This window comes from Crossiella sp. SN42 (genome assembly GCF_023897065.1).
GTDB lineage: Bacteria > Actinomycetota > Actinomycetes > Mycobacteriales > Pseudonocardiaceae > Crossiella.
The window spans coordinates 286,438-306,670 of the sequence record NZ_JAMHIV010000001.1 but is presented as its reverse complement, the minus strand read 5'-3'; the positions used below and the strand labels follow the sequence as shown (position 1 = coordinate 306,670).

The following is a 20,233-nucleotide window of genomic DNA, read 5'->3' as shown; positions in this document are numbered from 1 at the left end:
TCAGCTGGTCTGCGTCAGCCGCCCGTCACCGAGCTGGAGCCTGCGCTCAACGCCGATCGCGGCCAGGAACCGTTCGTCGTGGCTGACCACCACGAACGCGCCCCGGTAGGCGTTGAGCGCGCTTTCCAGCTGGCTCACGCTGACCAGGTCGAGGTTGTTGGTCGGCTCGTCCAGCAACAGCAGCTGCGGCGCCGGCTCGGCGTAGAGCACACAGGCCAGGGTGGCGCGCAGCCGTTCGCCGCCGGAGAGCGCGCCGACCGGCAGCTGCACCCGGGAACCCCGGAACAGGAAGCGGGCCAACAGGTTCATCCGCTGCGCGGGCGGCATCGCCGGGGCGAACTTGGCCAGGTTGTCCGCCACGCCCAGCTCCGGGTCGAGCAGGTCCAGCCGCTGGGACAGGTAGGCGATCCGGCCCTGGTGCCGGGTGATCCGGCCGGCGTCCGGCTCCAGATCGCCGATGATCAGCCGCAGCAGGGTGGACTTGCCTGCCCCGTTGCCGCCGGTCAGCGCGATCCGCTCCGGTCCGCGGATGGCCAGGTCGATGCCCTCGCCCGGGTACAGGTCCTGCTCGCCGAACCGCAGCCGCAGGCCCTCGGCGAGGAAGACGGTGCGACCGGCGGGCACCGTGGTCTCCGGCAGTTCCAGCGTGATCGCCTGGTCCTCGCGCAGCGCGCGCTCGGCCTCGTCCAGCCTGGCCTTGGCCGCGCCGACCCTGGCCGAGTGCGTCTCGTTCTGCTTGCCGGCCGCCACCTCGGCGCCGCGCTTCATGTTCCCGGCGAAGATCCGCGGCAGGCCGGCGTTGCTCAGGTTGCGGGCGGCGTTGCTGGCCCGCTTCTGCGCCCGCTCGCGGGCCTGCTGCATTTCCCGCTTCTCCCGCTTGACCTCCTGCTCGGCGTTGCGGATGTTCTTCTCCGCCACCTCGCGCTCGGCCCGCACGGCTTCCTCGTAGTCGGTGAAGTTGCCGCCGTGGAAGCGGATCTCGCCGCGGTCCAGCTCGGCGATCCGGTCCATCCGGTCCAGCAGCGCCCGGTCGTGGCTGACCAGCAGCAGGCAGCCCGGCCAGTCGGCGAGCACCTGGTAGAGGGCCTGCCGCGCGGCCAGGTCCAGGTTGTTGGTCGGCTCGTCCAGCAGCAGCACGTCCGGCCGCTTCAGCAGCTGCGCGGCCAGGCCGAGGGAGACGATCTGCCCGCCGCTGAGCGTGTGCAGCCGCCGGTCGAACTCCAGCGCGCCCAGCCCGAGCCGGTCCAGCTGCGCGCGGGTGCGTTCCTCGACGTCCCAGTCGGATCCGATGGTGGTGAAGTGCTCCTCCGCGGCGTCGCCGGACTCCACCGCGGTGATCGCGGCCAGCACCGGGGCGATGCCCAGCACCTCGGCCACGGTCAGCTCGCCGGTCAGCGGCAGGTTCTGCGGCAGGTAGCCGAGCACCCCGTCGACGGACACGCTGCCGCCGGTGGGCCGCAGCTCGCCCGCGATGAGCTTGAGCAACGTGCTCTTGCCCGCGCCGTTGGGCGCGACCAGGCCGGTGCGGCCGCCGGGCAGGCTGAGGGAGAGGTCCTGGAAGACCGGGGTGTCATCCGGCCAGGAGAAGGACAGGTTCGAACAGACGACAAAGGCGTCGGACATGGCGAGACCTCGGGAGAAGACGTGCGGACGTGGGGCATGGACAACAGCGCTCTCGGGTCTCACCCGGAGATGTCGTCGTCTCCCAGCACGGCAGAACTCCCTCATGTCGATCTTCCCCGGCAGCATAGCAGCCACGCCGTGGACCTCGGCAAGCACTTTCGCGGCGGCTCCCCGAAAGGGGGCGGGGAGCCGCCGCGGTCAGCCGTGCTCAGTGCTTGATGAACATCTCCCGGTCGTTGCGACCGTCCGCGAAGACGAAGTTGGTGTCCTCGTTGTACAGGTTGTGCCAGTTGTTGTTGGTGTCCAAGGCGTCGAAGTTGAACTTGGTCACCTTGATGTTCTTCTGCCGCCCCGGCGGGGTGTTCGGCGTGGTCACCGTGGCGATGATGCTGGTGATGTCCTTCCAGTACAGGCGCCGGGTGGGCGCGGGGCCGCCCACCAACTGCACATGACTGCCGGTGTTCTGGAAGTCGCCCCAGTTGTTCAGGTGCTCCACGTTGTTCGAGCAGCCGTTGCTGGTGGAGCGGACCAGACGGGTCCAGGTGTCGCTGCCGGTGTGCGGGTCCCGGTAGCGGATGGTGGCCCAGGCCGGGATGCAGGAGCCCGAGTTTGACAGGTCGCCGATGGAGAACCACAGGCTGAACGCCTTGAACTCCACGTCGTTGGCCGGGCGCGCGGCACTGGCCGGGGACGCGCCGAGCAGGGTGAGGCCGAGCAGTGCTCCGAAGAACACCGTGGCGAACTTCCGGAAGAACCGGTTGATGCCCATAGGTAGCAAACCATTCTCTCGCCACCCCGCATCGCAGGCCGGGGCGGTTGCTGTGACCCGGCAACGGTAGGAACGCCGTCCGCGCGGTCACTACCCCGAATTCTTGGGGTTGACCGGCCGCGCGGAACGCGCCGATGATCACGAGGGCGGACTTTGAGGCAGCGGTTCCGGTTTTTGGGCGAAGGTGTTGCCCGCGTTGGCCGCACCGGCCATCCTCGCCGCGTGATCCGCTCCCTGACCGCCGTCATCCGCCAGCTGTCGACGATTCCCGATTCGGGAGCCGGTCCGGGCGACCTGGGGCAACTGGTCTCCGCGGTCATCGCGCCACTGGTGCCGCACGAGGGAATCCAGCTGTTCGGCTCGAGCCCGGCCCTGACCACGCGGATGGCCTCCTTCGGGTTCATCCACGGGTACGAACGGGATTTCGCCCGTGCGCTCGGCACCGCGATCCTCTCCGGGGTGGACCCGTATCCGCGTGAGGTGCTGGAGTCGCTGCCGGTGCCCGCGGCGGTGGTCGGCGCGGATGCCAAGGGAGACAAGGAGATCCGGCGGCTGCTGGCCGGGCACGGGGTCGGGTGCGAACTGCGGGTGTTGTTGCGGGACAACAGGGGAGTGTGGGGTGCGATCAGTCTGCTGCGCGGCCAGGGCAGCAGGGCCTTCGAGCCCGGCGAGGTGGGCCTGGTCGCCGGGCTCACCCCGGTGCTGATCGACATCCTTCGGTGGCACGTCACCGCCGCCCCGCTGGCGGCCACCGCGCCGCCCGTGCCGGCCGGGGTGGTGATCGTCGGTCCCGACCACCAGGTCCGGTCGATGACACCGCAGGCGCGCCAGTGGCTGGACCGGATGAGCGAGCACGCCCCGGATGGCGACTGGTGCGCCGGGCTGCCCGCGCTGATCTCCCTGCAGCTGCGCGGGATCCGGCCGCAGACCGCGCCGTTCGTCGGTCCGGCCGCGAGCTTCGGCCGGTGGACCGCGGCGCACGGCCAGTTCCTCGACGGCGACGAAGACGGGCAGGTCGCGGTGATCATCGAGTCGGCAGGCAGCGGGCTGGTGCTGCCCTCGTTCTGCCAGTGGTACGACATCACCGCCAGGGAACGGCTGGTGCTCCAGCGCACCCTGGACGGCTCGCCGACCAAGCTGATTGCCCGGCACCTGGGGCTGTCTGCCTACACCGTCAGCGAGCACCTTCAGTCGCTGTACCGCAAGACCGGTGTCAGCGGCCGGGGCGAGCTGATCTCCGCACTGGCCGGGTAACCCCGCGCCCCGGCCCTCAGCTCTCGCGTTTCCGGCTGCGGTAGGCGCGGACCTTGGCGATGCTGCCGCAGGCGCGGCCGTCGGGGGTCTCGGCGTACATCGCGCACCAGGTCCGGCTGCGGTTGCGGCTGTGGTCGTAGAAGACGTTGCGGCAGTCCGGACAGGACTTCAGCCGCGCCCACAGGTCGTGCGCCAGCGCCCCGGTCACCAGGACCAGCAGTGCGGACACCGCGCCGCCGTCCTCGGCGACGTAGCGGATCGGTGACTCCTCGCCCACGGTCACCCGGATCGGATGGCGTTCGAACCACGTGTTCAGCCCGGCCGGCGCGGGCTGGCCCAGCGACTCCCGCAGTGCCGTGCGCAGCTCGGTCAGCTCCGGCACCTCGCCGGGCGCGGGTGGCGGCACCTCGGGGAACTTGGCCCGCCAGGCCCGCTTGTTCGCGGCCAGTTCGGGCAGGTCGTCGGCCGGGGTCCTGGTCTCGTGCGGCAGTCGCCAGGTGTTGAGGAAGACCCGCACCTGTTCGAGTCCGCCCGGAGCGACACTCATCGACACCATGTTTACCACCATACCGGTTGACCGGTATCACGTCTCGTCTTACCGTCTATCCGCATGACTGGTAAACAAGCCGAGATGGCGCTGCCGGGCGCGACGCTGGTCAGGGCGCGGGCGGCGACCACGTTGTTCTTCGCGCTGGCCGGGTTCGTCTTCGCCAGCTGGGCGGTGCGCATTCCTGCGGTGAAGGAGCAGGTGGGCGCGTCACCGGCGGCGCTGGGACTGGCCCTGCTGGCCTTGTCGGCGGCCGCGGTGGCGACCATGTCGGTCAGCGGGGCGGTGTGCCGCCGGTTCGGCAGCCGCCAGGTCACGGTCGTGACCGCGGGACTGTTGTCGCTGACGGTCGTGCTGCCCGCGCTCACCCAGTCCGCACCCGCGCTGGCCGTCGCGCTGCTCGTCTTCGGGATCGCCTACGGCGGCATCGACGTGGCGGTCAACAGCGTCGCGGTGGAGCTGGCGGAGGCGCTGCGCAGGCCGATCATGCCCAGCCTGCACGCCGCGAACAGCATCGGCAGCCTGGCCGGAGCCGCACTCGGCGGCCTGCTCGCCGCGCACCTCCCACCCGCCGGGCACCTGCTGCTGGTGCTGCCGATCGGCTTGCTGGCCACCGTGATCGCCGGCCGGATGCTGCTGGCCGGCCCGATCCCGCGCCCGGAGACAACCACGGCGCGCGGGCGAACTCGCAAGCCCACCCCCGGTGTGGTGGTCTTCGGCGTGATCGGACTGTGCGCCGCCTACAGCCAGGGCGGGCTGGACAACTGGATTCCGTTGCACCTCACCGAGAACCTGGGCGCCAGCGCCGGTCTCGCCGCGATCGGTTACGCGATCGTCCAGGGCACCATGGCCATCGGCAGGCTGGCCGGCACCGCGCTGGTGGAACGGTTCGGCCAGACCAGGGTCGTGGTGGCCGGCGGGCTGCTCGCCTGCGCGGGCACGCTGGGGGTCGCGCTGTCCGCCAGTCTGTGGCTGGCCTTCGCCGGTCTGGTGCTGACCGGCTTTGGACTGGCGAACATCTTTCCCCTGGCCATCGCGGGCGCGGGCGCGCTCGGCGGTCCTGGCGGTGTGGCACTGGCCGCGCTGATGGGCTACGCGGGCATCCTGCTCGCGCCGCCGACCATCGGGTTCATCGCGGGCCAGTTCGACCTGCGACTGGCGCTGGCGCTGATCGCGCTGCTGGCCGCACTCGCCGCGCTCGCCCAGCTGACCACTGTCCGCAGTGGACGGTACAAATGTCCTGACTTGCCGGAGTCCCCTGGCACGAACGCGATTCGGCCCTACGCTGACTGACGATGAGCGCGTACACCCCGCCCCGAAGGTTCAACGCCGCCAACGGCCTGCTGGAGGGCCTTGGCGTCATCCTGGTGCTGGTGGCCCTGTGGATGTGTTACCAGGCGCAGTTCGCCACCGTGGACGTGCCGATGTGCGGCGACAAACCGCTGCGACCGGGCAGCGTCTGCTTCAGCCTCACCAGGGAGGGCCCCGCGGTGGGCTACCAGGAACTGCTGGACGCCCAGCGCGCGGCGGCTCCCGGCCGGGCGTTGCGGGCCAGCGTGATCGTCGGCGGTTGGGGCGGACTGGCGCTGCTGTTCGGGGCCTCACTCGCGGTGCGGCGCAACAGGTGTTCCCCGCGCGAGGCGGTGCCGCTGGTGCTGCTGCGGGCGACCGGACCGCTGCTGGTGGTCGCGGTGGCGGTGCTGGTGCTGACCCTGCGGGCGGGGCTGGCCGGGTACGCGGTGTTCGGGATTCCCTGGCTGACGACGGCGCCGGTGCTGACCGCGTTGCTGGCGGTGGGCGGGGGCGCGATCGTGGTGTACGCGCGGCACGAGGAGATCTTCGCGGCGAAGGTGCGCGAGGCGGCGCAGCGGCGGGTGGCCGGACGGGACAGGCCAACGACTCCGCCACCACCGAACCCGGCCGCCACCACCCGACACTCCGTCTCCAGCCCCGCCGCCGCCGACCCAGCCGCCACGACCCGTGGCCCAGCCCCCGCAACCCTCGCCCCAACTCCCGAAACTCTCGATTCGGTCCCCGTAACCCCCGGCTCGGCCCCCGCTGCCTCCGGCCCGGCCCCCGCGCCAGCTGGCCTGGCCGCTGCGCCCTCCGCCCCGGCCTCCACGGCGTCCGCCCCCGCCCCCTCGTCCCCAAAACCGTTGCCCGAGCAGGACTTCCTCGACCCCACCAGCGACCTCTGGCCCGACCGCCGAGCCCTCCTCCGCCCCACCCCCGCCCCGCCCTGGCAGATCGCCGCCCAGCGCACCGCCGCCATCCTGGGCCTCACCGGCCTCCTCACCCTCGTCCTCTCCGCGACCGTCCTCCCCTTCCGCCCACTCGGCGACTGGACCCACCCCGCCCTCGCCGTCCTCTCCCTCACCCTGCTCGCCCTCCGCGCCCAGTCCCGCCCGCCGACCCGCTGGACCCTCCCGCACTGGGCCACCGCCACCGCCCTGACCGTCCTCGCCGCCACCGCTCTCACCGTCCCCGCCCGGCCGCTCACCTGGAGCGCCCTGCTCACCGCGGTCCTGCTCATCGCCGCGACCTACCGCCTGGCGAACAACCTCGGCTTCGCCTGCCGTCAACCCCGGCACGCGCACGCCGCCCTGCACCTCGGCGAGTCCGCGGTCCTGGTCCTGGCCGGTTTCCTGGCCACCTGCGCGGCCCAGAGCGGCACCGCGCCGGCGATCGTCGGCTACCTGGTCGCCTTCGCGCTGGTGGCGATGATGTTCCCGTCCAGCGCCCGCCTGCCGGTCCGGCCGCCGGGCTGGCTGCACCTGCGCCTGGCCCTGCTCGGCGTCGCCCTGGCCACCGCCGGCTACCTGTTCGCCTCCGGTGACCTGACCTGCCGGATCGCCGCGGGCTGCCTGGCACTGCTGGTCCTGGTGGGTGGCGTGGGCGCGGTGCGCGGTCTGCGGGCGGAGTAGCTACCCTGGGTTCATGCGACGGGGAGGGGCGTTCACGCGAGCGGGTCTCGCGCGGGCCCTTGCCGTCCTCGGTGTGCTGGTGGGCCTGGTCCTGATGCAGGAGTCCGCGCACGTCGACGATCCGCACTCGCCGGGCTGCCACTCGCTGTACTCGGTGGCGATGCTGGTCGCCGACGACTGCGTTCCCGCCCAGTCCGCCGCGGCGCCCGCACACGGCCCGCAGGACCCGGCCGACCTGCTCGGCGCCTGCCTCGCGCTGCTGGTCGCGGTACTGCTCACGCTGGTCGCACTGGCCGGTCCACGGCCGCTGACCACCCTGCTCGCCCAGCTCAGGGCACCCCGGCCGCCCACCAGGCGACACCACCCGGCGCCCAGTCTCGCCCTGCTCTGCGTGCTGCGCACGTAGGCCGAACCGTTCGCTCCGCCACGAGGTCCCGGCGACCTCGTGCGCCCGCGCGCGTTCGCGCCTGCCCGCATCCACCCAGATCCCAGGGGATACCCATGACTGCCAACACCAAGATCACCCTCACCGTGCTCGCCGTGGTCGCCGCGGTGCTCACCGGCCTGTTCGTCTTCGCCCGCCCCAACACCCCGGCCCCCGCCGCCCAGCCCGGTCCGCAGGGCGCGCCGCCCACCGTGCCCGCCGAGGTGCTGGTCCGCCCGGACAGCCACAAGCTCTCCACCGCAGCCGACGGCAAGGTCACCGTGGTCGAGTTCGCCGACCTGGAGTGCGAGGTCTGCGGCGCGATCTACCCCGGTGTGGAGCGGCTGCGCGCGGAGTACGCGGGCAAGGTCACCTTCGTGCTGCGCTACTTCCCGATTCCCAGCCACCGCAACGCCGAACTGGCCGCGCGCGTGGTGGAGGCTGCGGGCAGGCAGGGCAAGCTGGAGGCGATGTACCAGCTGATGTTCGAGACCCAGCGGGAGTGGGGCGACCAGCAGACCGACCACCGCGCCACCTTCCTCGGCTTCGCCCGCCGCCTCGGCCTCGACCTGCCCGCCTTCGAACGCGACCTGGACGACCCGGCCACCCAGGCCCGCGTGCTGGCCGACCGCAAGGACGGCGCCAGCATCGGCGTCCAGGGCACCCCGACCTTCTTCGTCAACGGCGCCAAGGTCTCCGGCCGCGCCAGTTACGAGGTCCTCAAGGCGGCCATCGACGCGGCACTGGCGAAATGACGGCCACCCCGGCGGAGCGGGCCCCGTTCCCGCTCCGCCTGCTGCCCTGGCTGCTCGCCATCGGCGGCGCGACCGGCCTCACCGCGGCCGTCGTGCTCACCGTCGAGAAGATCGCGCTGCTGCGAAACCCCAGCTATATCCCCAGTTGCAGCCTGAACCCGGTGCTCAGCTGCGGCTCGGTGATGAAGACGGAGCAGGCCTCGGTCTTCGGCTTTCCCAACCCACTGCTGGGCATCGCCGGCTTCGCCGTGGTCACCACCATCGGCCTCGCCCTGCTGACCGGCGCCCGGTTCCACCGCTGGTTCTGGCTCGGCCTGCAAGCGGGCGCCACCCTCGGCGTCGTCTTCGTGCACTGGCTGATCTTCCAGAGCCTGTACCGGATCGGCGCGCTGTGCCCGTACTGCATGGTGGTGTGGGCGGTGACCATCCCGATCTTCTACTACGTCACGCTGCACAACCTGCACCACGGCCACCTCCCGGCGCCGCGCGGCTGGCGAGGGCTGCTCACCTTCCACACGGTGGTGCTCACCGGCTGGTTCCTGGTGATCGTGATCGCGGTGCTGCACGCGTTCTGGACCTACTGGACCACGCTGGTCTGACCGCCGTGCTTGACTGCCGGGCATGGAACTGAGCGTCCCGGCCGACGGCGCCCGGCTACCGGCCACGCTGGACCTGCCAGCGGGGCCGGTCCGGGGCGCGGCACCGCCGAACAGTTGCGCCGCAACGGTTTCCCCACCGCCGCCCGCGCCGAGCTGCACCGCCTGCGGGTCACCGTGGAGAACTACCGGCGCGGCGTCACCGACCGCCTGGCTCGACGCCCAACTCGGCGGCTAGCCCGCGACCCCCGCCCAGAACCCGCACTGGTGCTCCACCGCGGGATTGGTCGCGGGCCTGCCCAACTGCCGCACGGCCGGGACCTGCGGCCAGGGCAGTCGCTCACCGCGGGCGAACGCGGTCCAGTGCCGCAACATCTCCGCCGACAGCGCGTGCTGCGCCGGGGCGGTCAACGCGGGTAGCACCCCGGGGGAGTCGAACAGGTATGGCAGTTCGGCGCCGTGGTACGCGCCGAGCGGCAGGTCCTTGGGCGGTGGCAGCAACGATGGCGCGGTGCGGTCGGCGAACTCGAAGGAGTGGGTGGGCGTCACCGCGCGGAGCAGGCGCGCGGTCTCCAGGGTCGGGCAGGCCCAGACCCGGTCGGTCATCGCGTCGCTCCACGCGGCGATCGGCGAACCGTGCGCGGCGACCGGGTAGCGCGCCAGCACCCGCCCGGCCTGGGTGCCGAAGGCGGTGGCGGCCAGTTCGCGGTAGTGGGCCTCGGTGATCGTCTGCTCGGTGCCCGGCCTGGCGAAGAAGGAGCCGAAAAGCCTGCCCTCGTCCCGGGTGTGGCCGATCAGCACCGGCACCGGCAGCACGTGTCCCTTGCGCAACGCCTCTACCGGGCGTTCGGTCAGCACCGGACCGCCGTAGGCCAGGTGCGTGAAACCGGCGGCGAGTGGCTCGGCGAGCAGGTCCGCCGCGCTGGGCTCGCGCAGGCAGTCCACTGTCGGACAGCCCCGCGCCGCGGCCAGTGCCGCGCCCTGGGCTTGCACGCGCTCGGTGCTCAGGAACGGCGATCCCGGCCGGACCCCGGGCGCGGTGCCGTTGGCAGGCCAGTCCATCGCGCAGGACCCGCTCTGGATGATCGCCCGCTGGAACAGGCCCGCCGCGGCCGGTGTGGTCAGCATCGCGCAGGCGCTCAGTCCGCCGGCGGACTCGCCAGCCACGGTGACCGCGGTGGGGTCGCCACCGAAGGCGGATGCGTTGCGCCGCACCCAGTGCAGCGCGGCGAGCTGGTCGAGCAGGCCGTAGGAACCGGAGTCCCGGCCAAGACCCGGGTGCCCGAAGTAGCCGAAGACGCCCAGCCGGTAGTTGACGGTGACGACTACGACCCGGCCGCTGGCCACCATCCTGGCCGGGTCGTAGTAGCTGCCGCCGCCGAGGGTGAACGCCCCACCGTGCAGCCACACCAGCACCGGGTGCGGACCTGGCGTCGTGGGGGTGGTGACGTTGAGGTACAGGCAGTCCTCGTTGACGCTCAACGGTTTCTGCCCGGGGACGCCCTGAGCGCAGATCGAGCCCGGCGCGGTGGCCGCCCGGATCCCCGGCCACGGCGCGACCGGTCGCGGCGGCTGCCAGCGCAGCCGTCCGGTCGGTGGCGCGGCGAACGGGATTCCCTGGAAACTGCGGTGATCCGCGTTGACCGTGCCGCGCACGACCCCGGCGTCGGTGCGCGCCAGCGCCGGGTCGTGCGGCGGGCCCACGGTGACACCAGCCAGTGTGGTGATCGTGAGCAGCAGTTTCGTGATCATCGTGGCCCCCCGGCTCGTCGCCCCGCCCACTTGATGATACGAACGTATCACAAACCTCTACCGGCCGGTCGGCAGCACCTCCGGCAGCCACGCGCGCAAGCGGGACGCGACCTCCTCGGCATGCCGGGACAGCATGGTGAAGTGGTCGCCGGGAACGGACTCCTGGCGTTGCACCAGCGATCGCGGGAAGCGGCGGTCGGTGGGGTTGACCGCGATGCCGCCCACGCCGTCGCGGGCGGTCAGGTGCAGGATCGGCGCGCGGACCGGTTGTGGGGTCCAGTCGCCGAACAGGCGGTTGTAGCCGCCCATGGCGCCGATCTGGCCGGTGGTGGTGGCCGTGCGGCCCGGCTGGGCCACCGAGGCGGTCATCAGGTCGCGGCGGCGGATCTGCTCCTGCATGAACTCGCTCTGCACCTCGGTTTGCGCTGCCTCGGCCTCCGGCAGGTAGGTGTCGATGAGCACCAGGGCGGGCACCTCGACGCCATCCGCCTCCAGTTGTTCGACCAGGCCGTGGGCCAGGTAGCCGCCGGAGGAGTAGCCGACCAGCACGTAGGGCGTGTCGGCGAAGCGGGACCGCACCGCCCTGGCCAGCATGCGGAACAGGGCCGGGCGGTCGGCGGGGAGGGGGATGTCGCCGTCGAAGCCGGGGGCCCACAGGGACCAGACCTCGGCGGCGGGGCGCAGGGCCGAGTGCAGGTAGGTGTAGGGCAGGTCCAGGTTGGGGAAGATGGGCGGGGTGAGGCCGATGAGGAGTGGGCCGTCGCCGCCGTCGCTGACCTTGACCAGGCGGGCCAGGTCCCTGGGGTCCTCGCGGTCGAAGGTTTCCCTGGTTTCGGAGACCGCGCGGGCCAATCGCAGGGCGGCGTTGAGCTTTCCGCTCTCGATCGCGCCGATGTAGACCGACGCCAGGCTGTCCGAGGTCTCCGGTGACGCTTGAGTCGGTGCCGGCTCGGGGACCGGGGTGGACAGGGTGTCCTGCTCGGCCATCTCGGCCAGTTTCTCCGCCGCGAGCTCGGCCAGGTCGGTGACGGTGGGGTAGTTGAGGATGTCGCCGAGGCTGAACTCGATGCCGGTGGCGGTGCTGACCCGGCCGCGCAACTGCATGGCGCTCAACGACTCCAGGCCCTGGTCCCGGAACGTCGTCTCCAGCGGCACGTCCGCCGAGGTCGGGTGGTCCAGCACCACGGCGACGTGGCTGCGGATCACGTCGATCAGCTCGGCCTCGCGGTCCTCCTCGGGCAGCGCCCACAGCCGGGCCGCGGGGGAGACCGGGCCGCCGGTGGGCAGGGCCTGGCCGTCGGCGGTGAGGCGGGGGTTCTGCCATTCCCGGTGCAGCCAGTAGCGGTCCCGCTGGAAGGCGTAGCCGGGCAGGGAGACCCGTTGTGCGCCGGTGCCCGCGAACACCGCCTGCCAGTCGATGGCCACCCCGGCGATGTAGGCCTCACCGAGCGCGCGCACGAACCGGGACAGGCCGGCGTCCTCGCGGTGCAGCGTCTGCACCGCGAGCGCGGAAACCCCTGCCGCGCCAATGGACTCGCTCACCGGGTGCACCAGCAGCGGGTGCGCGCTGACCTCGATGAACACCCGGTGCCCGTCGGTCAGCAGGGCCTGTGCCGCGCGGTCGAAGCGGACTGGTTCGCGGACCGTGCGGTACCAGTACTCGCCGTCCAGCGGCTCCTCGCCGATCCACTGTCCACTGTGGCCGGACACCAGCGGCACCGTGGGCTTCGCGGGCAGCAGCGGGGCCAGCGCGGTGACCAGGTCCGCGTGCAGCGGCTCCATCCGGGGGGTGTGCGAGGCGACCTCGATCTGCACCCGGCGAGCCCGGATTCCCCTGCTGCCACAGCGTTCCAGCAGCTCCTCGATCGCCTCTGCGTCACCGGCGACGGTGACCGCGAACGGGCTGTTCACCGCGGCGATCCAGAGCCGGTCCGTCCGGTCCGCGAACAGCGCGCGGGCGTCGGACTCCGGCAGTGGCAGGGCCAGCATTCCGGCGGGGCCGTCGTCCAGGGCGGCCATCAGGCGGCCGCGGGTGGCCGCGACCCGCATCGCATCCGGCAGGGACAACGCGCCGGCGGCCCAGGCCGCGGCGATCTCGCCGAGGGAGTGCCCGGCCACCGCGCCGGGGTGCACGCCGACCGAGCGCCACAGCGCGGTGAGCGCGATCATCACCGCCACGTTGGCCACCTGCACCACATCCGGGCGGTGCACCGGCGGCGCGCCCGGTTCGCCGCGCAGCACCTCGCCCAGCGACCAGGAGACGAACGGGGTGACCGCCTTCTCGCACTCGGCCAGCTGGGTGCGGAAGACCTCCGACTCGGCGCTGAGCGCGGCGGCCATGCCCTCCCACTGCATGCCGTGGCCGGGGAACAGGAACGCGGTGCCGCCGTCGCCGACCGCGTTGCCCGCGATGACCGCGTGCGAACCTCGGTGGGTGGCCAGTGCGGCCAGCGCCTCGGTGAGGTCGTCCAGGGTGCGGCCGAAGATGACCGCGCGGCAGGGCAGGTGGCCGCGCTGGGTGGCCAGCGAGCAGGCCAGGTCCAGCGGGTCGGGTGCGGTCCGGCGCACGTGCTCCAGCAGCGCATTCGCTTGCGCGGGCAGGGCTTCCGGGGTTTTCGCCGAGAGCAGCCAGGGCAGCAGCGGCAGGCTCTTGGTGGCGGCCGGGGCAGGCTCGGGGACGGTCTCGGCCTGTTCCAGGATGACGTGCGCGTTGGTGCCGCTGACGCCGAAGGCGGACACTCCGGCCCGGCGCGGGCGGCCGGTTTCCGGCCAGGGCAGGGACCTGTTGAGCAGGGCCAGCGCGCCGCTGTCCCAGTCCACCCTCGGGTTCGGCTCGGCCACGCCGACCGTGCCGGGCAGCACGCCGTGCCGCATGGCCAGCAACACCTTCAGCACTCCGGCCACCCCGGCCGCGGCCTGGGTGTGGCCGAGGTTGGACTTCACCGCGCCGACCAGCAGCGGCCGGTCCGCGGCGCGGGCGCGGCCATAGGTGGCCAGCAGGGCCTCGGCCTCGATCGGGTCGCCGAGCGGGGTGCCCGTGCCGTGCGCCTCCACCACATCGACCTCGGCCGCGGCGAGCCCGGCCGAGGTCAGCGCGGCGGTGATCACGCGTTGTTGGGAGGGACCGTTCGGCGCGGTCAGGCCGCTGGAGGTGCCGTCGGAGTTGACCGCGGAGCCGCGCAGCAGCGCGAGCACCTGGTGACCGTTGCGGCGGGCCTCCGAAAGTCGTTCCAGCACAAGGATTCCCGCGCCCTCGCCCCAGGCGGTGCCGTCGGCGTTGGCGGCGAAGGGTTTGCAGCGGCCGTCCGGGGCCAGCGCGCGCTGCTGGCTGAACTCCACGAACAGCACCGGGCTGGACAGCACGGTGACGCCACCGGCCAGCGCCAGCGAGCACTCGCCGTTGCGCAGGGCCTGCGCGGCCAGGTGCAGGCTGACCAGCGAGGAGGAGCAGGCGGTGTCCACCGTGACGGACGGGCCCTCAAAACCGAAGAAGTAGGACAGCCGCCCCGAGGTCACGCTGGGCGCGTTGCCGATGGAGAACTGGCCGACGAGCTCCTGCGGCACCTCGGTCACCGCCGTCAGATAGTCCGCATTGGACAGTCCGATGTAGACACCGGTGCGGCTGCCGCGCAGGTTTGCCGGGTCGATCCCGGCGTCGGCGACGGCCTGCCAGGCGACCTCCATGATGATCCGCTGCTGCGGGTCCATGCCCAGCGCCTCGCGCGGGGAGATGCCGAAGAAGCCGGGGTCGAACTCGGCCGCCCCGGTCAGGAACCCGCCCGCGCGCACGTAGGACTTGCCGGGGGTGCCCGGTTCCGGGTGGTACACCGCCTCCGGCGTCCAGCCCCGGTCCGCCGGGAACTCGGTGATCACATCGCGGCCGTCGGCGAGCACCTCCCACAGGTCATCGGGGGAGCTGACGCCGCCGCCGAACCGGCAGCCCATGCCCACCACCGCGATCGGGTCGTCCTCGGGGTTCTCCAGCTCCCGCAGGCGTTCCCTGGTGCGGTGCAGCTCCGCGGTCACCCGCTTGAAGTAGTCGAGGAGTTTGGGGTCATCGGACATGGCTCAGTTTTCCTTTCCCGGACCCAGTTCGCGGTCCACGAAGGCGTACAACTCCTCGACCGAGGCGGCGGTCAGCTCCGCCGCGACGTCCTGGCCCGGCGCCGCACCGAGGGAGGCGAGCAAGCCCTGCAGGCGCTTGCGCAACGCACTGCGCTGTTCCTCGTTCAGCATCCGTTGCCGCACCGCGTCTTCCAGCGCGGTCAGCTCGGCGACCCCGGCTCCGCCGCCGGTGTCCCTGGCGTCGGGGGCGATCTCCTGGCCGAGGTGCCCGGCCAGCGCGGCCGGGGTGGGGTGGTCGAACACCAGCGTCGCGGGCAGCCGCAGCCCGGTCGCGCTGTTGATCCGGTTGCGCAGTTCCACCGAGCTGAGCGAGTCGAAGCCGAGATCACCGAAGGCGCCCTCGGCCGGGACGTCGTCGGCGGAGGTGTAGCCGAGCACGGCGGCGACGTGCCCGCGCACCAGGTTGGTCAGCTGCCGGTCGCGTTCCTCTGGGCTCAGCCCGGTCAGCCGCCGCGCCAGCGCCTGCGGGGTTTCCGCCGGTGCGCCGCCGCGCTGGCCGGCGGCGGTGCGCCGGGCCGAGCGCCGCACGACATCGCGTAGCAGCGGCGGGATCTGGTCCGCGCCCAGCTTGGCGATCACGCCGAGGTCGACCCGGAACGGGACCAGGTGCTCCCGGCCCGAGGCCAGCGCGGCCTCCCACAGCGCGATGCCCTGCGCCTCGGTCAGGCCGCGGACGCCGGTGCGGTCCAGCCGGGCCTGGTTGGCCGCGGTGATAGTGGCGGCCATGCCGTCCTGCTCGGCCGCGGCCCACAGCCCCCAGGCCAGCGAGACCCCGCCGGGTCGGCCGCTCACCAGGGCGTCCAGGAAGCTGTTGGCCGCCGCGTACGCGCCCTGCCCCGCGGTGCCGAACACCCCGGCCGCGGAGGAGAAGCAGGCGAACAGCGCCAGGTCGAGGTCCTTGGTCAGCTCGTGCAGGTGCCAGCCGCCGTCGACCTTGGGGCACAACACGTTCTCCAGCTGCTCCGCCGTCAGCGTCTCCACCGTGCTGTCGTCGAGCACCCCGGCGGCGTGGATCACCGCGGTCAGCGGGTGCTCGGCCGGGATGTCGGCCAGCACCCGCTCGACGTCCGCGCGCACCGCCACATCCCCTTGGGCCAGCACGGTTTCCGCGCCCAGCTCGGTGAGTGCGTCGACCAGCTCGGCAGGGGCGGTGCCGCGCCGGGACAGCAGCACGATCCGCCGCGCGCCCTGGGCGGCCAGGTGCCGGGCGAACACCGCGCCCAGCTGCCCGCCGCCGCCGGTGATCAGCACCGTGCCCTCGGGATCGAGCGGCCGCTGGCCGTTGCCAGGGGTGGCGCGGTGCAGGCGGGGCGCGTAGACCGCGCCCTCGCGCAGGGCCACCTGCGGTTCGCGGGCGGCCTGGGCGGTGGACACGGCGAGCCGGGGCCAGGAGCGCAGGTCGTCGGTGTCGACCAACAGAATCCGGCCGGGGTGCTCCATCTGCGCGGAGCGGGCGAGTCCCCAGGCGGCGGCGACGACCGGGTCGGGCCGCTCGCCGGGGGTGACCGCGAGGGCCTGCTGGGAGCACAGGACCAGCGCGGAGTCGGCGAAACGTGGATCGGTCAGCCAGTCCCGCAGCAGCGCGGCGAGGTCGCCGACGGCGGTGCGCACGGCCGAGGTGACCTCGCCCGCGGGGCGCTCGATCCGGGCGAACACTGCCTCCGGCACAGGGTTCTCTGCACCGACCAGGGCGCGGAGTGCGGCCAGGTCGGGCACGAGGCTCCCGGGTGCGGGCAGGTCGGGCATCCGGTCCGGCGCCTGCCCACCCAGCGCGACCCAGTGCTCCGCCGCCGACTCCGAGCCGAAGGTCAGTGGCAGCTGAACCCAGTCCTGCGTGAACAGCGCCGAGTCGTCCTCCTCGGCGTGCAGGTGCGCGGCGTCGGCGGGCAGCGGCCGGAACAGCAGCGAGTCGACGGTGGCCACCGTGGCGCCGGAGCCGTCGGCCAGGGTGATCGCCACATCGCCGTCGTCGCCGGTGACGCGCACCCGCAGCATCGAGGCGCCGGAGGCGAACAGCGACAGCCCGGACCAGGAGAACGGCATCGAGCCGTGGCCCTCGTCGACGGTGTCCAGCTGCGGGCCGAGGCCGACCGCGTGCAGCACCCCGTCCAGCAGCGCCGGGTGCAGGTTGTACCGGGACGCGTCGCCCGCGGCCTCCACCGGCAGGGCGACCTCGGCGAACATCTCCGGACCAGCCGGGGTGTCCCGCCGCCACAGCGTGCGCAGGCTGCGGAAAGCGCCCTGGTAGGAGAAGTGGCGGCCGGCCACCACCTCGTCGTAGACCTCGGCGACGTCGATCTGGGTGACGTCGACTGGCGGCCACTGCACCAGCGCGGCCTCGGGCACCGCGGTGCGCACGCCGACAAAACCGGTGGCGTGCCCGCGCCAGCGCCCGGAGTCCTGGTCCGGCCGGGAGAAGACCCGCACCGGGCGGCGGCCGGACTCCTCCTCGCCGCCGAGCACCACCTGGATCTGCACCCCGCCGGTCTCCGGCAGCGCCAGCGGCGCCTGCACGGTCAGCTCCTCCACCGCGTCGCAGCCGACCTGCTCGCCCGCGGCCAGCGCGAACTCCAGGAACGCGGTGCCGGCCAGGATCGGCACGCCGCGCACCTGGTGCCCGGACAGCCACGGCTGGTCCTGCAAGGAAAGGCGGCCGGTGAGCACCACGCCGTCGCCCTCGGCGGTGGCCAGCACCGCGCCCAGCAGCGGGTGCCCGGCCGCGGCCAGGCCGGCGGACCTCAGGTTGACCGAGTCGCCGTCGGGCACCAGCCAGTAGTGCTCGTGCTGGAAGGCGTAGGTGGGCAGGTCGGCCAGCCGGGCGGGCGCGGGCGGCAGCACCGCGGACCAGTCCAGGTCGATGCCGCGGGTGTGCAGCTCGCCGAGCGCGCGCAGCAGGCTCTCCGCCTCGTCGTGGTCCTTGCGCAGGGCCGGAACCGCGGCCTCGGCCGGGCCGGCGTCCTGCCGGGACAGCGCGGTGAGCACCGCGTCCGGCCCGAGCTCCAGCAGCGTGCCGACCCCGTTCGCCCGGGCGGTGACCAGCCCGTCGTGGAACCGGACCGCCCGGCGTACGTGCTCGACCCAGTAGCCGGGGTCGCGCAGCTGCTCCTTAGTGGCGATTCCACCGGTCAGATTGGAGATCACCGGTATAACTGGTTCCGCACTGGTCAAACCGGTGACCACCTGTTTGAACTCGGCGAGCATGGGTTCCATCAGCGGGGAGTGGAAGGCGTGGCTGACCCGCAGCCGCTTGGTCTTGCGGCCGTCCGCGGCCCACTGCGTCGCCAGGGCCTCGACCTCGGCGGCGGCACCGGAGATGACCACCGAGTCGGCCGAGTTCACCGCCGCGACGGACACCAGGTGCTCGCGCCCGGCCAGCGCGGCGACGACCTCCGCCTCGGTGCTCTGCACGGCCACCATCGCGCCACCGGTGGGCAGCGCGGCCATCAGGCGACCGCGCGCGGCGACCAGCCGGGCGGCGTCGGCCACCGACCAGACCCCGGCCACGTGCGCCGCGGTGATCTCGCCGATGGAGTGCCCGAGCAGGTAGGCCGGGCGCAGGCCGCAGGACTCGGCCAGCCGGTACAGCGCCACCTCCACCGCGAACAGCGCGGCCTGGGCGAAGTCGGTGCGGTGCAGCAGTTCCTCGTCCTGGGCCAGCACCTCGCGCAGCGGGCGCGGCAGGTGCTCGTCCAGGTGCCCGCACACCTCCTCGAAGGCGGCGGCGAAGGCGGGGAAGACCTCGGCCAGCCGCAGGCCCATGCCGAGCCGCTGCGCGCCCTGGCCGGTGAACAGCACCCCGAGCGAGCCACCGGTGACCGCGCCGTCCGCGGTCTCGGCGCGGCGGCGCAGCTCCGCGACCAGCTCGGCCTTGTCCCGGCCGAAGACGGTGAGGCGGTGCCGGAAGTGGGTCCGCCCGGTGGCCAGCGCGTGCGCGATGCCCGCCGCGGTGGCCTGGTCCCGCTCGGCGAACTCCGCCAGCCGCGCGGCCTGGGCGCGCAGCGCGCCGGGCGTCTTGCCGGAGACCGTCCACGGCAGCAGCGGCAGCGCCGACTCACTGTCCACAGTGGACATATCTTCGGCCGGTGGTTCCTCGAGGATGATGTGCGCGTTGGTGCCGCTGATCCCGAAGGAGGACACCCCGGCCCGCCGCGGCCGTCCGTGCGCGGGCCAGTCGACCGCCTCGGCCAGCACGTTGACCGCGTCCACGCCCCAGTCCACCTTGGGCGTCGGCGCGTCCACGTGCAGCGACTTCGGCGCCCGCCCATGCCGCATCGCCATGATCATCTTGATCGCGCCGGCCACCCCGGCCGCGGCCTGGGTGTGCCCGATGTTGGACTTCAGCGACCCCAGCCACAGCGGCCTGCCCTCCGGCCGGTGCTCGCCGTAGGTGGCCACCAGCGCGGTGCCCTCGATCGGGTCGCCCAGCGGGGTGCCGGTGCCGTGCGCCTCCACCACGTCGACCTCGGCGGGGGAGAGGTTCGCGTCGGCCAGCGCGGCCCTGATCACCTCCTGCTGCGCGGTCCCGTTCGGCGCGGACAGGCCGTTGCTGGTGCCGTCCTGGTTGATCGCCGAACCGCGCAGCAGCGCCAGCACCTGGTGGCCGTTGCGCCGGGCGTCGCTGAGGCGTTCCAGCAGCAGCAGTCCGGCGCCCTCGGCCCAGATCGCGCCGTCGGCCGCGGCGGCGAAGGCCTTGCTGCGCGCGTCGCGCGAGGTCACGCCCTGACCGCAGAACTCGACGAAGGTGCCGGGGGTGGACAGCACGGTCACCCCACCGGCCAGTGCCAGCCCGCACTCACCCGCGCGCAGCGCCCGCGCGGCCAGGTGCGTTGCCACCAAAGAAGAAGAGCAGGCGGTGTCGATGGTGACCGCGGGCCCGCTGAAGTCGAAGGCGAAGGCCACCCGCCCGGAGATCACGCTCATCGTGCTGCCGGTGATCGCGTACTGGGAGTACTGCGTGGTGCCCTGCCACAGCATCTGGTAGTCGTTGCTCGACGCCCCCGCGAAGACCCCGGTCCGGCTGCCCGCCACGGATTCCGGCCGGATCCCGGCGGACTCGAAGGCCTCCCAGGTGAGCTCCAGCATCAGCCGCTGCTGCGGGTCCATCACCAGCGCCTCCTTCGGCGAGATGCCGAAGAAGCCCGCGTCAAACCGCCCCGCCCCGTCCAGGAACCCGCCCTCGCGCACGTAGGTCCGGCGGGCCTGCTGGGAGTTCGGGTCGGGGTCGTAGAGCTCCTCGATCGGCCAGTGCCGGTCGCGCGGGAACTCCGAGATCGCGTCCACCCCGCCGTCGACCAGGTCCCACAGGGCGGCGGGGGAGTCGACGCCGCCGGGCAGGCGGCAGGACATGCCGATCACCGCGATCGGCTCGTCATCGCGCTGTTCGGCCGCGCGCAGCCGCTCCCTGGTGGCGAGCAGGTCCGCGGTCACCTTCTTCAGGTACTGGCGGATCTTGCCGTCGTCGACT

General features: G+C 72.9%; 11 protein-coding genes and 1 pseudogene. 6 read left to right on the top strand and 6 right to left on the bottom strand.

All coding sequences use genetic code 11. From position 1 onward, the window contains the following. Together abc-f and M8C13_RS01210 are read right to left on the bottom strand one after the other, a co-directional pair. A complete protein-coding gene (gene abc-f / locus M8C13_RS01215) occupies window positions 1-1,623 on the bottom strand; it encodes a ribosomal protection-like ABC-F family protein (protein ID WP_252478524.1) in 1,623 nt (540 codons plus the stop codon). Between the two features lie 208 nt (window positions 1,624-1,831). After that, window positions 1,832-2,392: a hypothetical protein gene (locus tag M8C13_RS01210; protein WP_252478523.1), complete on the bottom strand. Its 561-nt coding sequence runs from the start codon at window positions 2,390-2,392 to the stop codon at window positions 1,832-1,834. A 222-nt stretch (window positions 2,393-2,614) separates the two neighbouring features. On the opposite strand from M8C13_RS01210, the gene M8C13_RS45245 reads away from it, so the two are divergent. Beyond that, window positions 2,615-3,646: a helix-turn-helix transcriptional regulator gene (locus tag M8C13_RS45245; protein ID WP_252478522.1), complete on the top strand. Its 1,032-nt coding sequence runs from the start codon at window positions 2,615-2,617 to the stop codon at window positions 3,644-3,646. Window positions 3,647-3,662: 16 nt separating this feature from the next. Here the strand turns inward: M8C13_RS45245 and M8C13_RS01200 are convergent, their stop codons facing one another. Further along, window positions 3,663-4,193 carry a CGNR zinc finger domain-containing protein gene (locus M8C13_RS01200; protein WP_252478521.1) on the bottom strand — a complete coding sequence of 177 codons (531 nt, stop codon included), beginning with the start codon at window positions 4,191-4,193 and terminating at the stop codon, window positions 3,663-3,665. 63 nt (window positions 4,194-4,256) lie between these two features. On the opposite strand from M8C13_RS01200, the gene M8C13_RS01195 reads away from it, so the two are divergent. From M8C13_RS01195 to M8C13_RS01175, 5 genes are all read left to right on the top strand, one after another. Further along, a complete protein-coding gene (locus tag M8C13_RS01195; RefSeq protein ID WP_252478520.1) occupies window positions 4,257-5,486 on the top strand; it encodes an MFS transporter in 1,230 nt (409 codons plus the stop codon). Between the two features lie 2 nt (window positions 5,487-5,488). Further along, on the top strand, window positions 5,489-7,117 hold the full coding sequence (locus M8C13_RS44970) for a hypothetical protein (RefSeq protein WP_305883906.1): 1,629 nt from the start codon (window positions 5,489-5,491) through the stop codon (window positions 7,115-7,117). Window positions 7,118-7,130: 13 nt separating this feature from the next. Then, window positions 7,131-7,523 (top strand): hypothetical protein, encoded by a 393-nt coding sequence (locus M8C13_RS01185; RefSeq protein ID WP_252478519.1) that lies wholly within the window; start codon window positions 7,131-7,133, stop codon window positions 7,521-7,523. A 95-nt stretch (window positions 7,524-7,618) separates the two neighbouring features. Continuing rightward, window positions 7,619-8,296, top strand: coding sequence for a thioredoxin domain-containing protein (locus tag M8C13_RS01180; RefSeq protein ID WP_252478518.1), 678 nt, complete (start codon window positions 7,619-7,621; stop codon window positions 8,294-8,296). Continuing rightward, window positions 8,293-8,895, top strand: coding sequence for a vitamin K epoxide reductase family protein (locus M8C13_RS01175; protein ID WP_252478517.1), 603 nt, complete (start codon window positions 8,293-8,295; stop codon window positions 8,893-8,895). The genes M8C13_RS01180 and M8C13_RS01175 overlap by 4 nt, the downstream gene beginning before the upstream one ends. A 231-nt stretch (window positions 8,896-9,126) precedes the next feature. Here the strand turns inward: M8C13_RS01175 and M8C13_RS01170 are convergent, their stop codons facing one another. From M8C13_RS01170 to M8C13_RS01160, 3 genes and pseudogenes are all read right to left on the bottom strand, one after another. Continuing rightward, window positions 9,127-10,644 carry a carboxylesterase/lipase family protein gene (locus M8C13_RS01170; protein ID WP_252478516.1) on the bottom strand — a complete coding sequence of 506 codons (1,518 nt, stop codon included), beginning with the start codon at window positions 10,642-10,644 and terminating at the stop codon, window positions 9,127-9,129. Between the two features lie 57 nt (window positions 10,645-10,701). Then, window positions 10,702-14,709 carry a type I polyketide synthase gene (locus tag M8C13_RS01165; protein WP_252478515.1) on the bottom strand — a complete coding sequence of 1,336 codons (4,008 nt, stop codon included), beginning with the start codon at window positions 14,707-14,709 and terminating at the stop codon, window positions 10,702-10,704. 3 nt (window positions 14,710-14,712) lie between these two features. Continuing rightward, window positions 14,713-20,199 (bottom strand): annotated as a pseudogene (locus M8C13_RS01160) (type I polyketide synthase); the annotation flags it as partial. Between the last annotated feature and the right edge of the window lie 34 nt (window positions 20,200-20,233).

Bases quoted from the DNA above. Each gene is read 5' to 3' on its own strand.
- M8C13_RS01175 (WP_252478517.1), top strand. From the start codon at position 8,293: ATGACGGCCACCCCGGCGGAGCGGGCCCCGTTCCCGCTCCGCCTGCTG.
- M8C13_RS01180 (WP_252478518.1), top strand. From the start codon at position 7,619: ATGACTGCCAACACCAAGATCACCCTCACCGTGCTCGCCGTGGTCGCC.
- M8C13_RS01170 (WP_252478516.1), bottom strand. From the start codon at position 10,644: ATGATCACGAAACTGCTGCTCACGATCACCACACTGGCTGGTGTCACC.
- M8C13_RS01165 (WP_252478515.1), bottom strand. From the start codon at position 14,709: ATGTCCGATGACCCCAAACTCCTCGACTACTTCAAGCGGGTGACCGCG.
- M8C13_RS01200 (WP_252478521.1), bottom strand. From the start codon at position 4,193: ATGAGTGTCGCTCCGGGCGGACTCGAACAGGTGCGGGTCTTCCTCAAC.
- M8C13_RS01195 (WP_252478520.1), top strand. From the start codon at position 4,257: ATGACTGGTAAACAAGCCGAGATGGCGCTGCCGGGCGCGACGCTGGTC.
- M8C13_RS01210 (WP_252478523.1), bottom strand. From the start codon at position 2,392: ATGGGCATCAACCGGTTCTTCCGGAAGTTCGCCACGGTGTTCTTCGGA.
- M8C13_RS01185 (WP_252478519.1), top strand. From the start codon at position 7,131: ATGCGACGGGGAGGGGCGTTCACGCGAGCGGGTCTCGCGCGGGCCCTT.
- M8C13_RS44970 (WP_305883906.1), top strand. From the start codon at position 5,489: ATGAGCGCGTACACCCCGCCCCGAAGGTTCAACGCCGCCAACGGCCTG.
- abc-f (WP_252478524.1), bottom strand. From the start codon at position 1,623: ATGTCCGACGCCTTTGTCGTCTGTTCGAACCTGTCCTTCTCCTGGCCG.